This is a genomic window from Microcoleus vaginatus HSN003, from assembly GCF_022701255.1.
In the GTDB taxonomy this organism is placed as follows: Bacteria; Cyanobacteriota; Cyanobacteriia; order Cyanobacteriales; family Microcoleaceae; genus Microcoleus; species Microcoleus vaginatus_B.
The window spans coordinates 1,318,768-1,345,372 of the sequence record NZ_CP031705.1; the positions used below are offsets into that span (position 1 = coordinate 1,318,768).

The window sequence follows — 26,605 nt, forward strand, 5'->3', positions numbered from 1 at the left end:
GGGGTGAGGGCATGAACACGCCTTCACCTTAACCAGTTGCGTAAGTTTTGAACTAATAATTAATGACTAATGACTAATAATTATCTTCCTCCGACGACGACATTTTTAATCCGCAAATGGGGGCCGCCGACACTTACGGGTAAACCGCTCTGACCGCCTTTACCACAACCGCCGTAGGCATAAAGCGAGTCGTTTCCTATCGACTCAATATCCTTTAACGTCTGAAATACATTGCCACTTAAAGTGACATCGCTGACCGGTTCGGCCAATTTGCCGTCGCGAATCATGAACCCTTGAGCCGCCGCAAAGGTAAACATTTCGCCGTTGGTTTGTCCTCCCAACATCCGCACTGCATACACTCCTTCGTCAATGTCGGCAACCATTTCGTCAAAAGAATGTTCGCCAGACTCGATCGCAGTATTAGTCATCCGCACCAAAGGCATAAAAGTAGCGCTCAGAGCTCGGGCATTTCCCGTCGGACTTTCGCCCATTTTGCCCGCCGTCTCGCGATTGTGCATCCGAGCCGCTAAAACTCCATTTTTAATTAAATGCTTGCACTGAGCCGGCACACCTTCGTCGTCGTATTTCAAAGTTCCCGGCAATCCCGGCACAGTTGCGTCGTCTATTACATTCAATTGTTCGATCGCCACCGGCTTGCCCAAAGTCAACAATTCCTGCATTTTCGGGTTTTCGTAAATACCATCTGCTTCCGACAAATGACCGAAAGCTTCGTGAATAAATACCCCGACAAATAAGGGTCTAAAATCACCGGATACTGACCGCCTTTCACCGATTTTGCCTCTAGTTGGCCTACAGCTCGAACGGCCGCACTTTTAACACGATCTTCAATATTTGTCAACACATCGTAATCCGATCGCGAGTGAATCGACTCAAACCCTTGGCGGACGACACCGCCCTCGCCGCGGGCGATCGCCCCGAAACGCCCCGTCACGTCCAAGCGCTCTTGAGCGATGCAAGTACCTTGAGAATTCACAAAATAAGTAATCCCAAATCTGTCACTGTAACCGGCCATTGTCGTCTGAATTCGCGGGTCATAATCTAACAGCAACTGGTTGTAAGATTCGAGCAATTTCCGCTTTTCGGCTAGAGTAATAGAGCGCGGGTCACGGCCCAATTCCACCGCTACATAATCTTGAATCGGGGTGACATCTGCTAGTAAAGTTTTTTCGCTGCCAACCAAACGAGACTGAACGACAGCTTCTTCAATGCGGTCTTTTAACTCAGCTAAACCGTTAAAAGTTACAAAACTCCAGCCGCCTTTGTGACAGGCGCGGATGCCGCCGGCGAGACTAAAACTGCGGTTGACAGCATCTAACTGAGGGCCGCGAAAACTAATCGCAGTTGACTCGCTTTGTTCGAGGCGAACTTCCAGATAATCCACACGATCGCGGTAAGGTGCGATCGCTTCCATCAACTGTTCTTGCATCAAATTGCCCCTATGAATGATTAACCGTAGCGCTGAAAAAAATTATTGCTAACCTTATTTTAGCTAATAACTCCCGTCTTTCGGGTGCGCGCTGCCCCACCGCTGTGGTGCCGCAGCATGGCCCGCCCTACCCGATCAATGGCGAGTCAACCCATTTTAGATTTTAGATTTTAGATTTTAGATTGATTGCGTCCTGAGTGTGCGAAGGAATGAATCCGGGGGCTTATGACCACATTACTTTCGGTCAGTCGATTGTAGATTTAAAACTTTTTCCATAGAATTCAATGATGAGAGGCTTGCCGATCGCCCGCGTTCGGCGGGCGCCCTAGAACACAACAAACTCGCGCCCGCTTGCGAAAAGAGCGGTATGCCGAAAATCTTGGGTTTGCTGAAAGAAATCGAACTAAACTAAATCTATCTAAAGACGTAAAAAAATACCTTAACCCCCGGCAGATGGAATACTTTAAGGTTAAAAAATTCCAAATTTCACCGTATTTAGCAGCTATTTCGGCATCAATAGCAATTTTGGTCGGAGTTGGCATTTTAGATCGCTCAGAACAGCGGCGGTTTTTTCACTACAACCGCGCTAGCACCCTCGATCAACTCAGCACAGTCCGTTCTAAGCTGGAAGGATCTTTGAATTCCCGCCTGTTTTTGATGCGGGGTTTGGGGGCTTACCTTTCCAACAACCCAAACATCACCGAAGCTGAGTTTACAGCGACGGCGAGAATTCTGGTATCACAGCAACCGGGCATTCGCGCCATAACTTTAGTTAAAGGCACGACGGTCGCTTACATTTATCCACGGGAGGGAAATGAAGCGGTGATCGGGGTTGACTTGACGGCGCTACCCGAACAGCGGCAAATGGTGCAAGAGGTCATCCGAACCAGAAAAACTTTGCTTGCCGGGCCCGTGAAATTATTGGAGGGGGACGAGACTTTCATCAGCCGATCGCCCATTTTTCTCACACCCTCGGGTGCCGAACCCGAAACAGGAGTTTACTGGGGCTTGACAGGTCTGATCATCGACAAAAATTCCCTGATTGAGGAAGCAGGACTCAACGACTCCTCAGCGAAGCTGCAATACGCTCTGCGGGGCAAAGACGGGACTGGAGCATCCGGCACCGTGTTTTTCGGTGATGGCTCAATTTTTCAGCACAATCCCGTGATGCTGGAAGTGACTGTGCCCAACGGTTCCTGGCAGTTGGCAGCAATTCCGGCGGGAGGATGGCCTGCCAATTCGCCATTTCGGGGGTGGCTGCTCTTTGGAGGCGACTTGCTGGCACTTTTGAGCGGGGTGGCGGTTTTTAGCTGGGTGTACGGTCGTGTGGAACTGCGTTCCAGCGAAGTTAAGTATCGGCAATTAGTTGAGAATGCTAACAGCATGATTGTGCAGTTAGACAGTGAAGGCAAGATTACTTTTTTTAACGAGTTTGCTGAAGCTTTTTTCGGGTATTCAGAAGCAGAAATCATCGGCAAAAGTGCGATCGGCACAATTATACCGAAAACAGATTTATTTGAAAGTGACCTCGCGACAAAGATTCGAGACTGTTTGGCACAGTCGCAAAAATACTTCCAAAACGAAAATGAAAACATCCGCAGCAATGGAGAAAGGGTGTGGATAGCGTGGACAAATAAACCTTTACTAGATGCGAAGGGAAATGTAGCAGGACTGCTTTGTATCGGGACGGATATTAGCGATCGCAAACAAGCTGAAATCGCCCTGCAAGCTTCAGAAGCGGAACTTCGAGCTTTGTTCGCTGCCATGAACGACGTAATTTTGGTGATTGATATTGAGGGACGCTACCTAAAAATTGCCCCGACAAATCCCGGACTTTTATCCAAACCGCCTGCAGAACTTGTCGGTCAAAAAATCAGCGATTTATTCTATCCAGAAATGGCAGAATCTTTTCTGGAGCAAATTCGCCTCGCCCTCGCTACAAATCAAACCTGTACTTTTGAATATAACTTGGAAATTGGCAGCGTACAAACGTGGTTTGCCGCTACCATTTCGCCAATGAAAGAAAACACGGTTCTGTGGGTTGCCCGCGACATTACGGAGCGCAAGCAAGCTGAAAATTGGTTGAGCGGTCAAAAACAAATTTTAGAAATGATTGCTAAGGGCGCTCCTCTTGGCAATACTTTAAATACCTTAGTTGAAATTATCGAGCAGCAATCTAGAGATGTCCTCGGTTCGATATTGCTTCTAGCTCCAGATGGCGAACATTTACTACACGGAGCCGGGCCCAGTTTGCCCGACAGTTACAATGCTGCTATTCATGGCATAGCCATCGGCCCGGATGTCGGTTCCTGTGGCACTGCTGCCTTTAGTCGCCAACAGGTGATCGTTACAGATATTGCCAGCGATCCTTTGTGGGAAAATTTTCGAGATTTAGCCTTGAGTTTTGGACTGAGAGCTTGCTTGTCTACTCCTATTTTCTCATCTCAGGGTCAAGTTTTGGGAACTTTTGGAATGTATTATTCCCAACCGCGCAGCCCCCAAAGTTTTGAGCTGCAATTGATAGAAGCGATTATTAATTTAGCCGGAATTGCGATCGAACGCAACCAGGCAGAAGAAAGTCTCAAACAGCTCAATCAAGAACTAGAAAATAGAGTCAAACAGAGAACTGCTCAATTGATGCAAACTGAAGAACGCTGGCAGTTAGCACTCAAAGGCAACAATGACGGTATTTGGGACTGGAACTTGCAAACAGGGGAACTTTTTGTGTCGGAGCGCTTTAAGGAAATCACTGGTTACGAAGATAGTGACATTAGCGATTACAATAACAAATGGAATACGAGTTTACATCCCGATGATTTAGCGATTTCTCAGCAAATTCTTCAAGAACACTTGGAGAGAAAAACGCCGCATTACATCACCGAATACCGCTTGTGGTGCTACAACAGCGCCTACAAATGGATATTGAGTCGGGGACAAGCTTTGTGGGACGCATCTGGAAAAGCCGTCCGCATGGTTGGTTCAATTACTGACATTACGGAGCGCAAACAAGCAGAGGAAGCACTACGGGAAAGCGAGGCAAGATTCCAAAAGCTGTCGGGTAATGTACCGGGAGTAATTTATCAATTTGTATTGCGTACAGATAGCTCTTTCAGTTTCCCTTACATTAGTCCGGCTTGCCGAGAAATGTTTGAGCGAGAAGCAGAAGCTGTTCTGCAAAATGCGGCTTTAATAACAGATTTAATTCATTCCGATGACCGCCAAAATCATGACGAATCTGTTGCTATTTCAGCCCAAACTTTGCAACCTTGGCACTGGGAAGGACGGTTCGTGCTACCTTCCGGCAAAATTCGATGGTTTCAGATAATTTCGCGTCCTGAAGCTAAAGAAAACGGCGATATTACTTGGGACGGAATCGCGGTTGATGTTACCGATCGCAAACAAGCTGAATTAGCGTTGCAAGAAAGCCAGCAGTTTATTCAAAAAGTAGCCGATGCTACTCCCGGTATTTTGTATCTCTACGACTTGGAAGAACAGCGAAATATCTACGCTAATACTTCACTTCTCGGACTTTTGGGCTATACATCTGAAGACATTAAAGCGATGGATTCGTCAGTGATGCCTCAGTTAATACACGCCGAAGATTTGCCGAGAATTATAAAACATCACGCGAGCTTTGTAGGAGTTGAAGATGGCGAAATTAGAGAAATTGATTACCGGATGCGGGCAATAAATGGTGAATTTTTGTGGCTGCAAAGTCGGGATAGTATTTTTAGCAGGAATGCTGAGGGTCAGGCTAAGGTAATAATTGGATTTTGCCAGGATATTACGACTCGCAAGCAAGCAGAAGAAGCACTGCAGCAAAGCGAGGGAAGAGAAAGAGAAAAAGCTCAAGATTTAGAGTCAGCGCTGCGGGAATTGCGCTCTACTCAAACTCAGCTCATTCAAACTGAAAAAATGTCTTCTTTGGGGCAATTAGTTGCCGGGATTGCTCACGAGATTAATAATCCAGTTAACTTCATTTATGCTAATATTGATTATCTCAACCAGTATACAAAACAGTTGCTTGATCTGGTGAGTCTTTACGAACACGAGTATCCCGAACCTAATTCAAAAATTGTCGATCGCATTCAAGAGATAGAGTTGGATTTCATGGCTGGGGATTTAAGAAAAGTTGTGGGATCGATGCAGGTAGGAACCGAGCGCATCCGGCAAATTGTGTTGTCCCTCAGAAATTTCTCGCGACTGGACGAATCGGCAATGAAGCCGGTCGATATTCACGCGGGAATTGACAGCACTTTGTTAATTTTGCAGCACCGCTTGAAGAGTCACGACAGCCGCCCGGAAATTGAAGTAATTAAGGAGTTTGGGAAACTGCCGCTGGTGGAGTGCTATGCGAGCCAACTGAATCAGGTGTTTATGAATATCCTTGCTAATGGAATTGATGCTATTGAAGAACGATATCAAAAGTTATCCGTTCCGGAAGCCGATACAAAGAGTGGCCGGATTGTTATTTGCACTGGTGTAACGGCCCATAACACAGTGATGGTGGAAATTTCGGACAACGGTACGGGCATTCCGCAGGGGATAGTCGATCGAATTTTTAATCCGTTTTTTACTACAAAAGCTGTGGGGAAAGGTACGGGGTTGGGAATGTCGATCGCGCACTCGATTGTGGTGGAAAAGCACAACGGCAAGATTGAGTGTATTTCGTCCATAGGATGCGGAACGACTTTTAAGATTGAGATTCCGATCCACAAACTGTCTAAATAGTAGAGTGCGACAGTCGATTTTAGATTTTAGATTTTAGATTTTAGATTTTAGAATTGACTCCACAGTGGTAGAGTGCGTCAGTCGATTTTAGATTTTAGATTTTATATTAAAGAATTCACTCCACACCGCTAGAGTGCCTCAGTCGGTTTTAGATTTTAGATTTTAGATTAAAGAATTAACTCCATAGTGGTAGAGTGCGTCAGTCGATTTTAGATTTTCAGGCGGGGGCGTGGAGTCATAAGCTGACGCACCCTACAAGTATTAGCAGTTTCTGATTTTCAGGCGTGGCGTCTGGAGTCATAAGCTGACGCACCCTACAAGTTAACGACTAAGATAGATTGAAGCTGCGAATTAAGCGGTGCTGCATCAAACCTTTAACTGTATAAAAATTGACATGATGGGATTAATCCTGGAAGCGCTGCAAGCAATGGGACATAATGTCCGGTGGATGTCTTGGAATTTGTTTTTGGCTTTAGTACCGCTGGGCCTGAGTTTTTGGCTATTCCGCAAACCTCGATCGCGCTGGCTGCTGTGGGGTACGGGCTTTCTCCTGGGCGCTACTTTTTTGTCCAGTACGCGCCCTGTTTTTGCCTATCTGAAGCACATAGTGCAAGATGTGGGCAAAACTTACGTTTTGGGGGCGATCGCGATTACGCTGGCACTGATGGCTTTAGACATCTGGGTACTGCGGCAGCGCGGAGTTCGCTCTCTCCGGTGGTGGGTCGGCTTTTTCTGGTTTATCGCATTTTTACCCAATGCGCCCTACGTTTTAACTGATATCATTCACCTGATTCGCCAGATTAAAGAGGGGCACTCGGTGTGGATTGTGACTCTAGCTTTGATCCCGCAGTATCTGACGTTTATGCTAGCCGGGTTTGGGGCTTACGTGCTGTCGGTGATGAATGTGGGTTACTATTTGAAGCAACAGGGTTTGAGTAAATTTATCCTGGCAACGGAGATAACTATACACGCACTTTCGGCGATCGGAATTTATTTAGGGCGATTTATCCGCTTCAACACTTGGGACATTCTGACTAACCCCGATGCGCTGGTTAACACAGTAATGAACGATTTAATTGGCAAGCGTCCGGTTTTAGTAATGGCTGTAACCTTTGTAGTAATTGCTGTTTTGTATTGGGTAATGAAACAAGTAATTTTAGGAATTAGCCAGCGGTTTTACAGCAGCAAATCGCAGTCGGAATTGGCCGGCGATAGCGCAACTTCTTCGAGCTAGAGCGCTTTGAAATTTGAGATTAAAGAATTGATTCAACAGAGGAATCTAAGAGCTTGAACTAAGCTCCCCAATTTTTTATCTCCACCAGTTAACTCGGAAAACAAGTTTCCGTCTGTGGGAGAGAATTTTTTTTTAGGTCAACTCCGAAATAAATTACTGCTGCAGTTGGTCACAAGACTTGATATGTTAGAACAGTCGAAGTAGTTCTGTAAAAAGCAAAGATGAATCGATTTGACCGTCAGTTGTGGGAGAGATTTATTGCGATCGCTCAGCCTTACTTTTATCCTTTAGAGCCTGGGGGCGGCCGAATCTTTTTGGGATTAGTGACGCTGTTGTTGATATTTCTGTTCGCGGCGATGTTTGTGGCTGTCAGTGTTGTCAGTTTGGGTGCTCAAGTCTTTTTCCCAGAGGCTTTTAACGGGGTCGCTGCTGGCTTAGCTACTTTGATTAAAGGGATTATCTACTCACCGACAATTGCGATCGTTGGTTTAATGCTAATCCTCCCGCTGGCTGCTTTTATCTTTTTCAGAAGCAAGTTGATACCGCGCTGGAAGCAGTGGATAATGTTAGCTCTGCTGCTATTTTTGTCGCTATCAGTTAGCGGGATTAACGTAGTAATTAGCTACATAGGTAACTTTTTTACGACATCACTTGCTGAAAAAGATCAGAACACTTTTTGGCGGTTTATGTGGGTTTATGCTGGAGTTTTCATCATCGGTACTCCTATGGTAGTTATCTACCGATATACCCAAGATAAACTGGGACTATTTTGGCGAGAGTGGATGACGGATAGTTTCCTGGATAGATATTTTCAAAACCGCGCTTATTACGAAGTAAATTCTCAGAAGGAAATCGACAATCCCGACCAGCGAATCGCTGAAGATATCAAATCCTTCACTAGCACGAGTTTAGATTTTTTGCTGCTGATGTTGGGAGCAGTTATTGATGTTATTTCTTTTACGGGTATTCTGTGGTCTATTTCTAAGGGTCTTTCGATAGGACTAATCATTTATGCTGTCTTTGGGACGGTAGTAATGGTAATTTTTGGCAAGAGATTGATAGTTTTGAACTTCAATCAGCTCCGCAAAGAAGCTGACTTTCGCTATGGATTAGTTCACATTCGGGACAATGCAGAATCAATTGCTTTTTACCGGGGAGAAGCGCAGGAATCTGTTCAAGTAAAAAACCGATTCTCAGAAGCAGTTCGCAACTTTAATTTACTCATTGGCTGGCAGCGAAATCTGCAATATTTTACATACAGCTATAAGTATGCAACTTATATTATCCCCTCTTTATTTCTGGCTTCTATCTACTTTGCAGGTGAGATCAGATACGGCGATATTACTCAAGCTGAATTTGCTTTTCGTCAGGTTTTAGAAGCCTTTTCTTTGGTGGTCTACAAGATTGAAACTTTGAGTTTATTTGCAGCGGGGATTAATCGTCTAGCTACGTTCAATGAGTCTTTGAAAAATGAAGGAACTCCAGTTGAAGTCGAAGTCAGAACAATTGATACAGTTATAGATTCCCAGTTGTTACTGGAACACGTCACCTTAGATACTCCGAAACATCAAAAGACTTTGATTAGGGATTTGTCGGTAGCAGTGTCGCCCGGTGAAGGACTGTTAATTGTCGGACAAAGCGGTGCTGGGAAGAGTTCTTTGCTGCGGGCAATTGCGGGTTTGTGGGAGTCGGGAACGGGCCGTTTGGCGCGGCCGGAATTGGGGGAAATGCTGTTTTTGCCGCAGCGTCCTTATATGATTTTGGGTAGTTTGCGATCGCAACTTTTGTATCCCAACAGCAGCAGCGAGGTTGATGAGGAAAAATTGCGTCGCGTTTTGGCATCAGTAAACTTAGCAGATTTACCAGACAGATTGGGCGGTTTTGAGGCGGATTTAGATTGGCGTGAGATTTTGTCGCTGGGAGAACAGCAACGTTTAGCTTTTGCTAGATTGTTATTGACGGAACCGAAATACGCTATTTTGGATGAGGCGACAAGTGCTTTGGATTTGAAGAACGAGCAACATTTATACGAGCAGTTGCAAGCGACTAAAACTACGTTTGTGAGTGTCGGCCACAGAATGAGTTTGTTGCAATATCACCAGCAGGTTTTGGAACTTTTGGGCGATGGAAGTTGGCGGCTGGTTTCGACGGAAGAATACCGAGATAGTGCGAAGGTTTTTGGCTGATACAGCCCTGCTTTCAAGAATTGTGAATTTACCCGGTTGTTGGTTGGCGGTGAGTGGTGGCGCGGTTGGATGTATCGTTTGGTTCAAAAGATTAATCGCCGCGCCTCCACCCACCCGACAATAGGTTCTACGGGTAGAAACACAGTAACAATTAATGCCGATCTATTCCCGTTTCCTCATACCCTTTTAGATTAAAAAATTAAAGAATTGAAAAATTGGTAATGACTGATTATGTATGGGTTTGGAGCGCGGGCCTACAGTTGCATTTTTTGTTTAAACTGATATCACAATCGATAACCGGGTATAAATATCTAAAATTGTCCAAACAGCAAAAAGCAAGCTGAACGTTTGCAAATTCGATTCAATTGCTCGCCCGCGAGAACTCACACAATATAATAGAAGATAGATTTTTTTAGTATAGGCGAGATTCCTACCTTGACTACTCCGATTCCTCAAAACTTTGTGCAAACGATCGCCAAACAGCGTGGCGTCACAGATGCCGAGTTAGAAACTGTGTTTATGGCTCTCGACGGTCACTCTACAGCGACGATCGCCACAAAGCTTGGCATTAGCGACATCGCCGTTCGCAAAAGACTCGGCGAAGTTTACAAAAAGTTTCAGATCGGGGGGAACGGCCCTGGAAAGCTTTCGGAATTGAGGCATCAGTTGCTGTTCTCATACCACACCGATCAGGGAACGAGCGATTTTAGTCGAGGTAAAAGCTCTCTATTGAAGATGGCGATCGTCTCCGAGGGCTTCGCTAACGGACAGCGACAGGAAGATTGGGGCCAAGCACCGGATGTTTCGGTTTTTTACGGACGGACTGAAGAATTAACTACTTTAAAGCAGTGGACTGTATCAGATAATTGTCGCCTGGTAGCGCTGCTGGGTTTGGCTGGTAGCGGCAAAACAACTCTGTCGGTGCAGTTGGCAAAACAGGTACAGAATGAGTTTGATTTTGTGATTTGGCGATCGCTGCGATCGACACCCGCACCATCTGACTTCATAGGAAGCTTAATTCAACTTTTTTATAACCAACAACAACCCGATGTGCAGATCGACCTCAACAGCAAAATTTCGCGATTGGTCGAGTATCTGCGGAAACACCGCTGTCTGGTAATTTTAGACGATTTTGAGGCGGTTCTCAGACCCGAAGAATTAGCGGGACACTACCGCGAAGGCTGCGAAGGATATCGAGATTTAATTGTGCGGCTCTGTGAGGTCAATCACAATAGTTGTTTGGTACTCGTTAGTTCGGAAGAACCTACGGAACTGGCTTTGTTGGCGGGAGAAAAAGTGCGATCTTTAAAGCCTGCTATTTCCTCGGAAATAGTCCGGGAAATTTTCCAAGAAAAAGGTTTGTCGCCTCAAGATCAAGAGTTGGAAATCTTGTTATCCCGCTACGGAGGCAATCTGTTAGCATTAAAGATTGTAGCTACCACAATTAACGAGTTTTTCGAGGGAAATGTTTTAAAGTTTTTGGAAGCAACGGCGTTATTTATTGAAGAACATATCAGCAATTTGCTGGCGCAGCAGTTCGATCGAATGTCGAGTTCAGAGCAAGATATTGCCTACTGGATGGCTATTGCTCAAAGCCAGATTTCCCTGGCAACTTTACGAGAGCAGATTTTGGTCAATTCATCGCTTTCAGATTTGCTAAAAAATCTTGATTCTCTGAGTCGTCGCTCGCTGATTGAAAAAATTAGTGAGGGCGGGGAAACTGTTTTTATGCTTCAGCCTTTGATCGTGCAATATGTGACCGACCGATTAGTCGCTCAGATTCGAGCCGAGGTTCTGGAGACGGTTAAAACGCAAGGAATAGAAAGAATGGGGCTGTTGAAAACTCACAAATTGAGCATCAATATTCCTAAAAGCAAAGGAGGTAAAGAGGCGAGAAGCCGAGCTATTTTAGAATTAGTTAAAAATCGGTTGAAAGTTTTGTTTGTGAAGACCACAGGCTCTGAACAACCGCTAAATATCTTGAAGAAAGTTGCCTCGGATCTGGAGGATAAATCGATTCTTGAGGTGGGATATGCTAGGGAGAATCTGGCGCAGATTATTTCAGAAATTCAGCGATAAGAAAAAAGCGATCGCCCTTTGCCAAAAGCGATCGCCCAATTTTTAACACAAACAGAATTCGATAAAATTATTTGACAATGCCAAAAACCGATGCAGATTCAGACCCTGTAATTTTGTCCAAAGCAGGCGATTTTTGAGCTTGGGCAATTTTGGGAACCAAAAGTTGATTCGCATAAATCCGAGGATTGTCTTGAGCGATTTGGATGTAAGATTGGCGGACTTCTGCGTTCACCGCCACAGTCTTCGCGTCGTAGACTTGCATCGCCATGTTGGGATAAAAACCAATGCCGACAATCGGTATCAAAAAGCAAAATGCGATCGCCACTTCCCGAGGTTTAGCATCAATAAACGGTGCCTCACCAGGCAAAACGCAACTATTACCAAAACAAACCGCTTCATCCAGATTGTTTCTCTGATTCTGCAAATTGAGATCCTCAAGGTCGCAAGCCGCTAGTGTCCCACAGTTGTAAAATAACTGTCGCAGCATCGAGAGCAAATAAATCGGTGTCAAAATCACTCCAACCGCCGACAGGAACACAATCGCTGCGCGGAAAGAATCGCTGTAGATATCGCTAGTTGCTACACCGACAAATACCGAAAGTTCGCTAGCAAAACCGCTCATTCCCGGGAGTGCCAAAGATGCCATCGCGCCTACGGTAAACAAGGCAAACACTTTCGGCATGACTTTCCCAATCTCGCCCATCTCGTCCATGATCATTGTATGGGTGCGATCGTAAGTAACGCCAGCCAGGAAAAACAATACTGAGGCGATTAAACCGTGGGAAATCATTTGCAACAGCGCCCCGTTGATTCCCAAATCCGTGAAGGAAGCAATACCCAACAACACGAATCCCATGTGAGAAATCGACGAATTCGCTAAGCGGCGCTTCATGTTCGATTGGCCGAAGGAATTCAGCGCGCCGTAGATAATGTTGACCACGCCGAGCACCGCCATAATCGGTGCAAAGTAAACGTGTGCTTGAGGAAGAAGTTCCAAATTCAGGCGAATCAGTCCGTATCCGCCCATTTTCAGCAATACACCTGCCAGAATCATCGACACAGGAGAAGATGCTTCACCGTGGGCATCAGGTAGCCAAGTGTGGAAGGGGAAAATCGCCAGTTTCACGCCGAAAGCAATGAACAATCCCGCATAAAGCAGTAATTCTAAACCCAGTGGGTAGTCCTTCAAGCCAAGTTCTACCATGTCGAAGGTGGGGGTGCCTCCGCCGTAGAATGCCATTGCTAAGGCAGCTATCAAAATAAAGATGGAAGCGCCTGCGGTGTAAATCAAGAATTTGGTAGCTGCGTAGCGACGGTTTTGTCCGCCCCAAATTGAGATGAGGAGGTACACCGGAATTAGTTCTAGTTCCCAGACAATGAACAGCAACATGATGTCTTGGGCGACGAAAACTCCTATTTGTGCGGAGTACATCACCAGCATTAGGAAGTAGAAGAGTCGTGGCTTGCGATCAACTTCCCAGGCTGCAAAGATTGATAGTGTCGTCACCAATCCCGCCAACAGTACCAACGGAACTGACAGTCCGTCAACGGAAACAGACCAGTTGAGGCCTAAAGAAGGTATCCAGGGATATTGTTCTACGATTTGGAAACTAGAGATGCTTGGATCGTAATGAGTCCAAAACACCCAGCACATTAATACAAAATCTGCAATGCCTACGCCTAGGGCATACCAGCGAATGGTTTTGCCGTCGGTATCCGGCAGAAAAGGGATGGCGAGGGAAGCGAGGAGGGGTAGGATGACAATTGCGGTCAGCCAAGGAAATTGATCCGCTACCATAGTGAGAATAAATACTTAGTTGGAAGTTACCAAAATTATAATACTAAATTTTATTAAAACTTAAGATTTATTCATAAATATTTTTTATATCGAGACAAATGCTGAGAACAATATCACGAATTGCTACACACGTCAATTGATTTTTGATTTTCGATTCAGGACTTATGCACAACAAAATATAGCGTTTTGTAGGTGCAATCTGGCTGGGGTTGAGCGTATTCTGGTAGATGGTTGCGTAAGCCCTGTCTATTAAGGGCGATCGTAAATTAGCTTTCAATCAGCGTTCAATCTGGATTAACTCCCAATTCGCGCAACTTAGCCGCCAATCGTTCAGCCCTTTGCCTTTCCTGGTCAGCCCTTTGCCTTTCCTGGTCAGCCCTTTGCCTTTCTTGCTCAGCTTGTTCTGAACTCCACAGCAACAAATTACCTCCATCATCCCACCAACGCAGCCAGTTCATGGTTTGCTATGCTTCCGAGAGAAACTCCATCACGATCGCCACATTAGCACCATCAGTATGAGGAGTATAACTACGGCGAATTACCCCCTCTGCTAGAGGATGTACTTGCGGCACATAAAACCAGTCTGGAGCTTTGACGACAATGTTTTTATTGATAGTTGCGACTAGCCCCAAATTAGAGCTAATCAGCATTTCTGACTGAATAAGTCCTGCAGCTCCCAGTGCATCGGTGAGAGCAGCGGCGAGAGAAGGTTGTTGAGTATTTTCCACCGGCTCGTCCGGTAATACGAAGTTAGCTGGTAGGGGTTCCCAAGTGACGGTTGGTTTGGCTTTGATAGACTGGGCTTCGAGTACCATTGTATTAACCCTCAACCAGCAATGTTTGTGTAAATTTATCTATATTAACTCAAGTTGCGAGTCATTGTAAAAACAAAGAAGGTTGAAAACTGATAGAAGTATTCAGAGCGCTCTAGATAGAGTCAAAAGCCGATCGCCAAAAGATGCAATTAAAGTACGATCGACTAATTGCGATCGCCATTTTTCCGGTATACCAGATTCTCCGTAAAAAGCCCCCGCCAACTGTCCGTAAACCGCACCAGTTGTATCCGCATCATCGCCCAAATTCACAGCCAACAAACAGCCTTCAGCAAAAGAAGAACTGTTGTAAAAAGCCCAAAGTGCCGCCTCCAAAGACTTGACAACATAACCCGTACCCTGAATTTCAGGAGGTTGTCGCAGTTTAAAAGAACCCGCCGCAATCTCATCAATCTCTGCCACCAGCGGATTTGCGGCCCAATATCCCGAAATGGGACAATATCTTTCCGAAAGCAACACATCTTTAGCAACTCCATTCACCGCCCCCGCAATTAAAGCACCAAAATAGCGGCAAGCATCCACACAAGTAGCAGCACCGTGAGTAGTTCTCGAACTTTCTCCCGATTTTTCTATGAGTTCCAAAGGATTTTTAGCATAAAACAAAGGCACGGGAGCCAAACGCATAATCGAACCATTTCCAGCAGCCCAAGCATCCGTAGAACCGCAATAAGGCTTGTTTGTATCTTCAAACTGCAAAAGTGCTTGTTGAACCGTATTGCCAATATCAAAACATTCACCAGTGCTGCTCAAATGTCCATCTCGCTTCCACCGCAAATATGTTTCTAACTGATGGACTGGATCGAAACCTTGTTTTTCAATCAAACTTTCAGCCAAACAAAGCGCCATCGAAGTATCATCAGTCCACTGCCCTGGTTGCAGTTGAAACGGGCCGCCGCCAATCATATCGTTAATAGGTGTAAATGTTCCGGGGCGATGGAACTCTAAAGTTGTACCCAAAGCATCACCAACTGCCAAACCCAGAAGACTACCGCGATAACGTTCTATTTGCTGCATAAATTGGGAATTGGGAATTGGAAATTGGGAATTGGTAACAAATAACAACAGTTAACAGTCAACAGTTAACAGTCAACAGTCAACAGTTAACAGTCAACAATCGAGCTAATATTGATGTTAACCTGTCCCTACCCGATATCAAACTGTCCCATGACACCCGATGCCTCCCCCGGAGCCGCTGCTGCCGCCACTGAATCAACACCCGAAGTCAGCTTAGAGCTGCAAGTCCGACTCAAAACCGAAGATGGAAAGCTACTGTTGCTACTCCCCCCAGAAACCAATAGCGAACCCGCAACAGCCGCGGCCTCGACTTGGACTGAACTTTGGCAGCAGCTAAAAGTCAGGCTGAATGCGGGAGAACGCTTTTGGCAGCCAAACGCAGAAGTACAATTGATGGGGAACGATCGACTTTTAGATATCCGCCAACTACAAGAAATCGCCGATGCCCTCTCCGAAGTGGAACTGCAACTCAAACGAGTCCACACCAGTCGCCGCCAAACCGCCGTTGCTGCTGCTACGGCCGGCTATTGTGTAGAACAGCAGCCTCCGGTTTCTTCCCTGAATAAAGCCTCAGCCGAAAAACCGCAATCCCTGGCGGAACCTTTATATTTGCAGATGACAGTGCGATCGGGCGTAGAAATTCGCCATCCGGGCACCGTCGTACTTTTGGGAGACGTAAATCCCGGCGGCTCAGTCATCGCCGGAGGCGATATCCTAGTTTGGGGCCGTTTGCGGGGAGTCGTGCACGCCGGTGCCGGTGGCAATACCAAAAGCGTGATTATGACCTTGCAGATGGAACCGATGGTGATTAGGATTGCTAAGTATGTTGCCAGAGGCCCAGAAACCTCACCCGCTCAGTTTTTCCCGGAAGTCGCCTATGTGACGCCTCAAGGGATTAGGATCGGCAGAGCCTCTGATTTTGACAAATCGCAGTTAGTCGGGGGTAATGAGTAATCGATAATTGATAATTGGTCATTAGTAATGGGTAATGGGGAATTGGTAAGGGGTAATGGGTAATACTATTTCTCTTTAACCCTGCACTTGATAATTTTTGCCTTGACTAAATCAGTCACTAAAGGACGATTTAAAAATTAAGTGCAAATTCATAGAGAATTAGTAGAACAAGGAGAGTTGTGAGTTTATCAAGTAGGGACAAAGGCTTTCGCAGTGTCCCTACGGCGGGGATAGAGCGATCGCGCGGTGTCCTTCATAAACGTGGCATCTGCTTTAATTCCCTGAATAACCGATTGCTGCTAATTACCAAAGAATAATTCCCAATTATCAATTAACAATAAGACCAATTACCACTTAGCCATTACCAATTACCAATCACCAATTCTCAATTCCCAATAAATCTAAAATCGCTTATGGCTCGCATTATTGTTGTTACATCAGGGAAAGGCGGGGTAGGAAAAACCACCTCCACAGCCAATCTCGGCATGGCTTTAGCTAAGCGGGGGCGTAACGTTGCCGTAATTGATGCCGATTTCGGTCTCAGAAATTTAGACTTGCTGCTGGGCTTAGAAAATCGCATTGTTTATACGGCATTAGAAGTTCTCGCCGGAGAGTGCCGATTAGAGCAAGCTTTGGTGAAAGATAAGCGGCAGCCGCGCTTGGTGCTGTTGCCGGCTGCCCAAACTCGGATGAAAGATGCCATCAGCGCCCAGCAAATGAAGCAGCTTGTGGGGATGTTGGGAGCAAAGTACGACTATATTTTGATCGACTCTCCTGCTGGAATTGAACAAGGTTTTCAAAATGCGATCGCCCCGGCTCAAGAAGGGATAATTGTTACTACTCCCGAAATCGCTGCTGTCCGCGATGCCGATCGAGTCATCGGCCTGCTGGAAGCCAACAACGTCAAGAAAATCAACCTGATCGTCAACCGGATCAGACCCGCAATGGTGCTGGCAAATGATATGATGTCGGTACAAGACGTGCGGGAAATCCTTGCCATTCCGCTGTTAGGCGTCGTTCCCGACGACGAGCGCGTCATCGTTTCCACCAACCGAGGCGAACCATTAGTATTGTCGGAAACGGCCTCTTTAGCTGGAACTGCCTTCGACAATATTGCCCGCCGCTTAGAAGGCGAAAAAGTTGAATTTCTAGATCTCAATCCCCGTCGGGAAAACTTCTTTACTCGCCTCCGCAAGTTCTTAAATACTAAAATTATGTGATGTGCTGCAATATGGGCGATCGGTTTTCAACCGCAGCAAGTGCATCACAAAAACTGGTCAAGATTTTCCCCGAGTGATACCAGTTCCCCAAAAAAATGAAACTGTATGTCAACTCCAAACCCTTAGGGAATGAGTGATTCCCCAATCGAAAATCGAAAATCGAAAATCGAAAATGGTATGACCTTTTCTATGTCTAATCCTTGACAAACCCGCCAGACCCATGCTATATACACTTCTCGAACGACTTTTCCCGCGCACCCCTGACAACAGCCGCGACGAGGTAAAACGGCGCCTCAAACTGGTTCTAGCCCACGATCGCTCAGAACTCAGCCCAGAAATGGTTGAGTCGATGCGCCGAGAAATTCTAGAGGTGGTATCTCGCTACGTGGAAATCGATACCACCGGGTCTGAGTTCTCGCTGGAGAGCGACCAGCGGGCCACAGCACTGATTGCAAATCTCCCGATCCGGCGAGTCAGGCTCGAACATCCACCGGAGAATTTGCCCCAGAATTTGCCCCCGAATCGGCCCGAGAATCGATCCGAATATGTACCGGAGTATGTAGTCGAAATTCTCCCCGACACTAGCGAGTGATAGGGATTGAGATTTTATTGTCAGGCAAAGAGTTCGAGGAGGCTCGATCACTATTAAAATTCAACTATCTCTCTACAATTAAAATCTTGTGGTGGGCACTCTTAGGCCGCCCAAAATACGTGATTTAAAAGGGAAAAAGTTTCGGATGCCTAAAAACTCCTGAAGTTAATCTTTATAACTAATCGCTTTTTCCAGAGGAGCTGGCGTGGACTATGTTAATAACTAATCGCTCTTTCCAGAGGAGCTTGTAACTGAAGTTCTAATGGTCGGTCGGAGCGAATTTCTAAACCGGGTAACTCATGTTTGACTAACATTTTTTCGCCTGTTTCAGCAGTGGCACTCGGCCAAAGTACCCAGCGGCTGCCTAGGGAAAGAGTGCTTAAAGCTGCAGAGTTTTGAGTCAGCCAAATTATCGGCAATTTCGGCCGATTCTCAACCGCATCTTCCCCAGCATTAACCGCCGCTAAAGTTTCCAAAACTACCCGGTTCCCCGATACGAGTCCAGTCCGGGCAGTCCAAAGTTTGACGTTTAACAGGCGCTTGCTAGCATAGAAGTAAAGAGACGCAGCAACTGTCACGGCTCGTTCAAATTCTTCTGCTTGCCACGTCGCAGCGCTGTCGAGAGCAATAATAATTTCTTGACCGCCGGCTGCAACTTCTAACTCTCTTACCCGCAGTTCTCCGTAGCGGGCGCTGGTGCGCCAGTGAATTAGGCGGGTGGGGTCTCCGTGGCGGTAAGGTCTCAGGTTGCGGGTGAGGCCTTCGGTAGCAGTTTGCGATCGACTACGATTGTAAAATTGCGGGCTGTCTTCTTGACCGATGCGATCGATCAAAGGGCAAGTGCTCAAGGGCAAAACTTGTGGATAGACAACCGCCACCGCTTTGACTGGGCGGCTGCGTCGGCACCAAAACAACCCTAAAGGTGCTGCCGTCCTCAAGTTTACCTCTTGCCACCGATAGACCCCGCGCTGCCGGACTTCTAGATAGTATGTATCCCTGTATATACTGTTAGGCTCTATGACTTCGATGGGACGGGCGACGGGTTCTCCCAATACAAACGGCAAGATGTCTATGACTTGTAACAGAGTCTTCGGTTGGCGGGCGCGATTTTCGATTTCTAGTTCAACGGTGATTTGATCGCCCGCACTCACCGGTTCGATCGGGCGGCGACGGACTTCCAAGGAACGGAGCGATTTTCCCGGCAAAACTGCCGCTACTCCCAACAGCGCCAAACCCCCACCGCTGAGCACATATAGCCACCCAGACATTGTATTAGTCGCAGACCCAAAAAAGAAAACCGTCATTCCCAAGAGCAGCCAACCCGCGTAGGCGGGGGTGACAGCTCGATTTTCGAGCCAGTCGGCGATTTTGTGACCGATGTTCATAAAAAAAGTTCGGTAAGTGGGAAACGAGCGAGACTTTAGTCCTGAGAGGAAAACGACCCGGCGATTTCAATCGCCTTGAATCCCCTTTCGGGGTTGGAGAGGTATGGTTGCCTCTCCGGTGAGGTATGGCTACCTCAATCTCCCTTTCGGGGTAATGTTCGCTTGGCCAATGTTATAAAGGCTTGTTCGGCTTACAGCACTGTTTCAGGGACTTTAAAACTGTTTAACTGTAAACAACAGAGCGGAAAACTAGCGTCGCATTCACCGGTGTTATGACCTAAATAGCGTAGTCAGCTAAGACTTAGGCGGGTCAGTACAGCTTGCTTGATCTCTCTTACAAGCTCAGTAGCTTTAGCCCTGAGTTACTGACAGGAGTTTAAAGTGTTAATTACTCGATCGCCCCATCAAGCCTAATTGTAAAATATTCTCAGCATTTAACACCGAATTAGCTGCGAGCGATAAGATTAGAAATCGGGCATTTTGTCGCAATAAATCACATTGACCCCGCCCAAAAACGGATACAAGCCCCCGACACTCAGTCAGGGTCGATCCCCAAATTTTAGACTCTAGTTCCTGCTCCCCGATTAATCTCTGGAGTCAATCTAAAATCTAAAATCTAAAATCTAAAATAGGCTAACTGGAGACCAAAAAATGAACCCATTAAACAATCGTACACCCCTTCGACCAGAGGCTCAAGCCCGCCGAACACCGCCCCCGCCCCCGCCCTTGGCTGCAACTCCCGCGCCGCCTCCTGCACCCGCGCCGAGTGCGCCCCCCCCGGCTCAGCAGCGGCCTGTCGAGACACCCGTCAGTACGATCGAACAAATGGTCAGAGATGCCCATAGTGCATCGGCTTCCGACATTCACATTCGAGTCGGCCAAGTACCTCGATTTCGGATTCGGGGCGTGATGCAAGTAGCAACTACCCACCCTAAAGTAACGCCAGAAATTTTTGAACAGTACCTAGCCGAAATTCTCACCCCGGAACAGCGAAAACAGTTTGCAACTACCAAGGAATTAGATTCAGCAATTTTTTACCCTGGCTTCGTGCGGTGTCGGCTAAACTGTTTTGATTCCCTCAGCGGCGGTGCGATGGTATTGCGGTTGATCAGTTTGGAAATACCTACTATCGATTCCTTGAGGTTGCCAGAAGTTTTCAAAAGTATCATTTTGCGATCGCAGGGATTAATATTGGTTACTGGGCCTACCGGTTCGGGGAAATCGACAACCGTAGCTGCGATGATTGACCATCTCAATCAGATGGAGCAAAAGCACGTAGTTACAATTGAAGACCCGATCGAATTCATTCACCCCTCTAAAAAATGCTTGGTCAGCCAGCGAGAAGTCGGCTTGCATACCCATGAGTTTCAGCAGGCTTTGCGCGCAGTTTTGCGTGAAGATCCCGATGTAATTCTAATCGGGGAAATGCGCGATCGCGTTACCATCAATACAGCGTTGCAAGCAGCTCAAACTGGTCACTTAGTATTGGGAACTCTCCACACTCGCAGCGCCATTAACGCTATTAATCGGTTGTTGAACCTCTACCCGCCCGAGGAACAACAGGCGATGCGGATTCAAATTTGCGATACTTTAGTAGCGGTAATTGCCCAACTTTTGCTGCCAACAGTTGATAACCGTCGGGTAGCAGTTCACGATATTTTGGTGAATACACCTGCCATGCACGATTACTTGATGAAAGGTGCTGATGATGAAGCTTTCCGATTAATGGAACATGATACTTACGAAGGAATGCAGATTATCAACCAGGGTCTTTACAAACTGGTGCTTGAAGGCAGAGTGACGATCGAAGAAGCAGCAAAAACTTCTCCCGAAGCCAGCGATTTAGACCGTCGCTTGCGAACAGGAGGCTACGATGTTGGGGACGCTCGCGGCTTTGAAGGTAGCAAAAAAGAACGCATTGTTCGCGCCTAGTAGCAGCACATATACAGGGGTAGGCACAGCAGGACTACCCCACCCATCAAGTAACAAGATTTTCCGCAGACGGAAATATTTGGTTAAGGCTTTTGTGCGTATTTTTACTTAAAACCCCACTCTATTGAGTAACAAAAAATACATTTTAATTAAATAGTAAAATGCTCTAATCCATATCGAGTGTATTGTTAAGTTTTTTAAACGTAGACCCTACTTTACATAAACTTTAAAATTACGTGAAAACTCGTAGGTAATTGCAAAGAAATAGTAAAGATATGTTCGGAGTATTGCCAAAACAGAGCACTTTAAGTATATAGTTGTAGTGACAAATTTTCGACAGAGAACATTCCGACTTTGCCGATATTTGCCGAGCGCAGAAATAAGCAAGTTAAAAAAGCGCTTAATAAAGCTACAAGCAGAGCCGATGGCGTGTCTTTCTGATTAAGTAGCTTTCTGTCTAAAAAATCCTAAAACCCAGCAGACTTTTAAAGATTCTGTCCATCGAAAATTGGTTTAACAACTCGCTTATCAGCAACCGTATTTCTAGAAATTAAAGGAGCGCCAAAAGTGAAGAGTGCATTTAACCCCTCAGAAGTGTTTGAAGGTGCCAGCAAAGCAGAAATAATCGATCGCATCCAGCAGCTAGTTCCGCCCGGTTCCCCGGAACCGCAAGATTCTGAAATCCTCGGGGCCTTACAAACTCTCACCGCACAGCTAATCGCAGCTTATCAAGCCGACGGACAATTAGAAAGCGACCCTTTTAGCGACGTGCGCGATCGCACCATTCACCTATACGCCGCCCAAGTCAGCAGCCAAATCCAAGGAAAAACCATCCTCATCACCGGCGGAGAAGGATGTGTCGGTCGTTTCTTAATCGCCAAACTCCTCGAATTAGGCGCAACTAAAATCATTTCCGCAGACAATGCCCGATGTCAAAACCCCGAAGAAAATCTCCCGCTTTTTAACAGAGAAGGTGCAGTCACTTTCTATGCCGCCGACATTCGCAACCTCGACGCGCTCAAACACATATTTGAGGTAGAAAAACCCGAAATTGTTTTTCACCTAGCAGCCCAGCGCCAACCCGGACTAGCTGAAATCAAAATCCGAGAAACAGTTACAACCAGCCTGTTAGGATGTAAACACGTCATCCAACTGTGCGAAGAATACGGCGTAGAACACTGCATCTTCTCTTCCACAGGCAAAACATCTCGATACTTTACAACCGAAGTTTACGCCGCCTCGAAGAAGTTTGCCGAATGGCAATTTGCCAAAGCAGCTCAAGAAGGAGATGTGACTTACGGGATGGTTCGCTTTACTCATATGTTGGAAAATAGCTTGTTCTGCGAGCAAATGTCCAAAAAAGTAGAGCAAGGTAAAACTGTCAATGTTCACGCTCCCCACCGCTACGTAACTGCTCAAAATCTTTTTGAAGCCGTACATTTATTGCTGAATTCACTGGTTGTGTCCGTTCCCGGAAAACTTAAATTTGTCGCCGTGAGTAATCTCGGGTGGCCGACAGAAACCTTGGAAGTAGCTCTTTATAAAATTCTTGAATCAGGCAAAAATCTGCCGATTTATTTTCAAGGACTTTTGCCGGGATACGAAGAACCGTTTTTCCTGGGACAGTTTGACTGGAAAAAACCTACAGACATTCACCTCCTAATTAATGTTCTGGAAGATCCTTTTAGAAGTGTTAACGATGCGGGCGACATGGTGACTGTAGAGTTAGCTCCTTTTTCTTTGCGTGTGTTAGATAAACAAGTGTCGAAACTGGAAAGCTTAATCATCGATCCAGATTTCCCCGAAGTGCAAATCAAGCACGCTCTTGTCGCAGCGGAAAAAGAAGTGATTGCTTCCTCTTTTGCGTGGAGTTCCCCCGCAGATTTGTTGAAGATTTTGCAGTGGGGAATCAATCCCAAAAAATTGCAGGGTTACGGAACGGAAATCGCGGACTATAGCGAGATTATCGAACTCCTCCTGCAAGGAATTTGCGGGCGGCTTAACCAAGAAGTCTTGCACAGTGCTGGAGTTACGGCAGATGAGTTTGATGACTTAGTTGAGAGTCTTTCTACCCTGGATGTGATTCAAGCAGAAGTGGGGTATTTGCGCTCACTGTCGAGATATCTCAGAGAATTCGCACCCCCCGCACAGTTCACCACCAAAAAATCTGAACCTGTGGCTATCCCCGATGCAGCGTAGCTTGAACATAGTTTTGAGTTTGGAGATTGCTTCCTGAGTGCCCACTCACGGGGGAGGAATGAGTTATATCAATTCCGGTTGCACGAGCGAAATGATTGTTGACGGTTAACTCGCCGTCGCAAAACTGAATGGTTGAGTGTTAACTGTTGACTCGATTTTATTATTCCGATGCAACCGGATTTGATGTTAAATATCGACCAAGTGTTTAGTTGATTAAAAATATGACACCCAGAAACCTGGTTTCTTTTAGAAACCAGGTTTCTCCAGTCTGGGCTTGTTTGAGGTTTAATCAAATTGAGTGACTTAACATTGTCAGAAGAGAGATGATATGATATTAGTTGCGATCGCACAACCGCAATCAAATTAATTTGTAGTGATGAGGCTAGTCCTAGTAGTTTTAGGAGGACTTAAGTCGTCACAACAAAGGTGAAAATGGTGATTTTTTGCGGGCATGATATAATGATACTTTAGATAGCGTGGCGCAGTGAGTTAACAAAGGTGCAATAAGATTAAATAAACTCAATGAACGCAACAAAAAAAATAAAATTAAGGTACTAGAATTGTGGAAATTAATCAGCTACTGTTCCTATTGATTGATGTTGTGCTAGGGGCGATCGCCCTGATCCTTCTCATTCCCGTTGCAGTTCTATTTCTAGAATGCAGTGCAGCTTTCTTCTCCGGCTTCGGCGCCACACCGGAAACTACAGCGCCCCGCCCCAAAGTAGCAGTTTTAATTCCCGCTTACAACGAAGCAGCAGGAATTGCCGCCACCATCTCCACCATATTGCCGCAGCTAACACCTCAAGACCGCCTGTTAGTGATTGCTGACAACTGCACGGACGCTACGGCAGAAATCGCCCGTAACTGCGGTGCAAGTGCGATCGAGCGACAAGACACACAACGTAAGGGCAAAGGATACGCACTGGATTTCGGCTTGCAGTCGATCGAATCCGACCCCCCCGAAGTAGTCATCATGGTTGACGCAGACTGCATCTGTCAGCCAGACTCTATAGAAAAATTAGCCCGGGTTGCAGTTGCTGAACAAAGACCGGTGCAAGCAACTTATCTCATGGAACAGCCACCCAATCCTACTCCGAAAGATTCTATTTCTGCTTTAGCATTTCTAGTTAAAAACTTAGTCCGTCCCAGCGGCTTAAAAAAGTTAGGATTCCCATCCTTACTAACAGGTACTGGCATGGCTTTTCCCTGGTCGATAATTCGATCGGTTTCCCTAGCTAGCAGCAATATTGTTGAAGATATGCAGATGAGTTTGGATTTGGCGATCGCCGGACACCCAACAGTATTCTGCCCCCAAGCAAACGTCACCGGGTGTTTGCCACAGCAGCAGCAAGCAGCTAAAAGTCAAAGAACCAGATGGGAACACGGTCACATACAGACATTGTTAACTCAAACTCCCCGGCTGACAGCAGCTTCAGTCGAACAAAAACGTTTTGACTTATTGGCGATCGCCCTCGACTTATCCGTCCCACCCCTATCGCTGTTAGTAGCTATCTGGGTAGCTGCTTTTGCCGCTTCCTTACTAGCAGCAACCTTGGGAACATCCCCAATTCCAGCGGTCTTGTTAGCAGTACAAGGATTGCTGATTTTAGTTTCCATTGTCGGCGCTTGGGCAAAATTCGGGAGGGCCGATATTTCCGGTTCCACTTTGTTATCTGTACCTTTTTACATCCTGTGGAAAATCCCTTTGTATCTGGGTTTTCTCCTGAAGCGGCAAACTAAATGGGTGCGGACAGAACGCGATGTTTAGTATTCGGTAGGGTGCGTCATTGAGATACTTGACGCCACTCTAAAATCTCGTTTCCCGAGCATATTGAATAAACTGGTGCGGACAAAACGCCATGTTTAATATTCGGTATGGTGCGTCCGCCAAATACTTCACCTAAGTCAAAAAGTAAAAACAAAAAGTCTGAAGCTGGAAAATTCCAACTTCAGACTTTTACTAACTCCCCGGGTAGGATTTGAACCTACGACCAATCGGTTACACTTATCCCAACGTTTCCGAAGGGCGCGGACTATTTCATCATCCCTACAAATCATGTTTGTGATCTGTCGTCGGATGTCGGGCGCTATGAGATTTATTGGTTAGGCTCCTCATCTCTAGTCTCTGCACCTTCCTGGGTACTTGCGATCGTAACCGCTGCCTTTCGCCAGACTTGGCTCAAGATTGCCGCCACCCAAAGTGCTGCGGTTTCCTTGAATTCACCCGATTTTTCAGTATCCGTTACCGGATAGAGCTGCTATGTCACTAGGGCTTTTGGTTGATGCCAAAGGCTTGCATTCATTACAGCCGACCGCTCTGCCACTGAGCTACCGAGGATTGGGGGTTTTTGTGACCCACAATTACTAACAATAGCTGAACTTACTCGATTTGGCAAGGCCTTTGATAAACTTTTTTTTTGTCAGACAGCGAGCGGGTTTGAGCAGCTAATGCAGCCCCATTCTCAACTTGGCGAGGCGCTGCTGGGATTCGGGATCGAGGGAATTGGCGAGAAAGCGACTGGAGTTGTGTTTGCGGGATTTGTGCTGGCGTTCGCTGCGGCGGGCGGTGGATTCTACATCAGCCGCTAATTGTTCGGCGGACATCCATTCAGCACCGTAGCCCACTACAGTCAATTGCTGCGCTCGGTCTGAGGTGGCGACAATCATGCGGCCTTTGCCTTTGACCGATCGCAACTCGTAGCGCAAACTAGCACAAGATTTTTCAATATAGGTATCTGCTGTCTGACCGAAGTCAGTGTAGTGCACTGATAAATTTTTAGTAATAATTTCTTTAACGCCGGGAGTATCTCGATAGTGCGCGTCAAACACCAGCCTGGCCTCAAAATCTTGAACGGCGCTGTAGTTAACTAAAACCTCTATTAACTCGCGGCGAGCTGTTTCGAGTTCATCGCGATCGCGCTTCTCTCGGAGTCGAGGCCAAAGTCCAATTATGTTATAGCCGTCTACAAGTAAAACTGCTTGTGATACATAGGGTGACATG

Annotated in this window: 14 protein-coding genes and 2 pseudogenes; 10 read left to right on the forward strand and 6 right to left on the reverse strand. The window is 46.3% G+C overall.

Features of this window, described 5'->3' with window-relative positions; translation table 11 throughout:
• Positions 1-80 precede the first annotated feature (80 nt).
• A pseudogene (locus D0A37_RS05525) lies at positions 81-1,447 on the reverse strand (TldD/PmbA family protein).
• A gap of 453 nt (positions 1,448-1,900) precedes the next feature.
• Here D0A37_RS05525 and D0A37_RS05530 point away from each other — a divergent pair.
• The 4 genes from D0A37_RS05530 (at position 1,901) to D0A37_RS05545 (ending at position 11,677) form a co-directional block, all read left to right on the forward strand.
• Complete coding sequence (locus D0A37_RS05530) at positions 1,901-6,178, forward strand: PAS domain S-box protein (RefSeq protein ID WP_242722079.1); 4,278 nt, start codon at positions 1,901-1,903, stop codon at positions 6,176-6,178.
• 394 nt (positions 6,179-6,572) lie between these two features.
• Positions 6,573-7,412 carry a DUF1361 domain-containing protein gene (locus tag D0A37_RS05535; protein ID WP_242722082.1) on the forward strand — a complete coding sequence of 280 codons (840 nt, stop codon included), beginning with the start codon at positions 6,573-6,575 and terminating at the stop codon, positions 7,410-7,412.
• A gap of 221 nt (positions 7,413-7,633) precedes the next feature.
• On the forward strand, positions 7,634-9,598 hold the full coding sequence (locus D0A37_RS05540; protein WP_242722085.1) for an ABC transporter ATP-binding protein/permease: 1,965 nt from the start codon (positions 7,634-7,636) through the stop codon (positions 9,596-9,598).
• Positions 9,599-10,033: 435 nt separating this feature from the next.
• A complete protein-coding gene (locus tag D0A37_RS05545) occupies positions 10,034-11,677 on the forward strand; it encodes an NB-ARC domain-containing protein (protein WP_242722088.1) in 1,644 nt (547 codons plus the stop codon).
• Positions 11,678-11,744: 67 nt separating this feature from the next.
• On the opposite strand, the gene D0A37_RS05550 is transcribed toward D0A37_RS05545, so the two are convergent.
• The 3 genes and pseudogenes from D0A37_RS05550 to D0A37_RS05560 all read right to left on the reverse strand — a co-directional run bounded on the left by D0A37_RS05550 (position 11,745) and on the right by D0A37_RS05560 (position 15,322).
• Positions 11,745-13,475 (reverse strand): NAD(P)H-quinone oxidoreductase subunit 4, encoded by a 1,731-nt coding sequence (locus D0A37_RS05550; RefSeq protein ID WP_242722091.1) that lies wholly within the window; start codon positions 13,473-13,475, stop codon positions 11,745-11,747.
• A 284-nt stretch (positions 13,476-13,759) separates the two neighbouring features.
• Positions 13,760-14,290 (reverse strand): annotated as a pseudogene (locus tag D0A37_RS05555) (hypothetical protein).
• Between the two features lie 102 nt (positions 14,291-14,392).
• The gene (locus D0A37_RS05560) at positions 14,393-15,322 is read right to left on the reverse strand and encodes an ADP-ribosylglycohydrolase family protein (protein WP_242722094.1); all 930 of its coding nucleotides are present in this window, start codon (positions 15,320-15,322) and stop codon (positions 14,393-14,395) included.
• A gap of 150 nt (positions 15,323-15,472) precedes the next feature.
• Between D0A37_RS05560 and minC the strand changes: the two genes are divergently transcribed.
• The 3 genes from minC (at position 15,473) to minE (ending at position 18,088) form a co-directional block, all read left to right on the forward strand.
• The gene (minC, locus tag D0A37_RS05565; protein ID WP_242722097.1) at positions 15,473-16,276 is read left to right on the forward strand and encodes a septum site-determining protein MinC; all 804 of its coding nucleotides are present in this window, start codon (positions 15,473-15,475) and stop codon (positions 16,274-16,276) included.
• Positions 16,277-16,689: 413 nt separating this feature from the next.
• On the forward strand, positions 16,690-17,496 hold the full coding sequence (minD, locus tag D0A37_RS05570; RefSeq protein WP_242722100.1) for a septum site-determining protein MinD: 807 nt from the start codon (positions 16,690-16,692) through the stop codon (positions 17,494-17,496).
• A gap of 220 nt (positions 17,497-17,716) precedes the next feature.
• Complete coding sequence (gene minE / locus D0A37_RS05575) at positions 17,717-18,088, forward strand: cell division topological specificity factor MinE (RefSeq protein ID WP_242722103.1); 372 nt, start codon at positions 17,717-17,719, stop codon at positions 18,086-18,088.
• 215 nt (positions 18,089-18,303) lie between these two features.
• Here minE and D0A37_RS05580 read toward each other — a convergent pair whose 3' ends face one another.
• Entirely contained in the window at positions 18,304-19,473 is a 1,170-nt protein-coding gene (locus D0A37_RS05580; RefSeq protein ID WP_242722106.1) for a DUF58 domain-containing protein, read from the reverse strand.
• Positions 19,474-20,124: 651 nt separating this feature from the next.
• Between D0A37_RS05580 and D0A37_RS05585 the strand changes: the two genes are divergently transcribed.
• From D0A37_RS05585 to D0A37_RS05595, 3 genes are all read left to right on the forward strand, one after another.
• Positions 20,125-21,405 carry a type IV pilus twitching motility protein PilT gene (locus D0A37_RS05585; protein ID WP_242722109.1) on the forward strand — a complete coding sequence of 427 codons (1,281 nt, stop codon included), beginning with the start codon at positions 20,125-20,127 and terminating at the stop codon, positions 21,403-21,405.
• A 567-nt stretch (positions 21,406-21,972) separates the two neighbouring features.
• On the forward strand, positions 21,973-23,604 hold the full coding sequence (locus D0A37_RS05590; RefSeq protein WP_242722112.1) for a polysaccharide biosynthesis protein: 1,632 nt from the start codon (positions 21,973-21,975) through the stop codon (positions 23,602-23,604).
• Between the two features lie 562 nt (positions 23,605-24,166).
• On the forward strand, positions 24,167-25,372 hold the full coding sequence (locus D0A37_RS05595) for a glycosyltransferase family 2 protein (protein ID WP_242722116.1): 1,206 nt from the start codon (positions 24,167-24,169) through the stop codon (positions 25,370-25,372).
• A gap of 677 nt (positions 25,373-26,049) precedes the next feature.
• Here the strand turns inward: D0A37_RS05595 and D0A37_RS05600 are convergent.
• The gene (locus tag D0A37_RS05600) at positions 26,050-26,604 is read right to left on the reverse strand and encodes an NYN domain-containing protein (protein WP_242722119.1); all 555 of its coding nucleotides are present in this window, start codon (positions 26,602-26,604) and stop codon (positions 26,050-26,052) included.
• Between the last annotated feature and the right edge of the window lies 1 nt (position 26,605).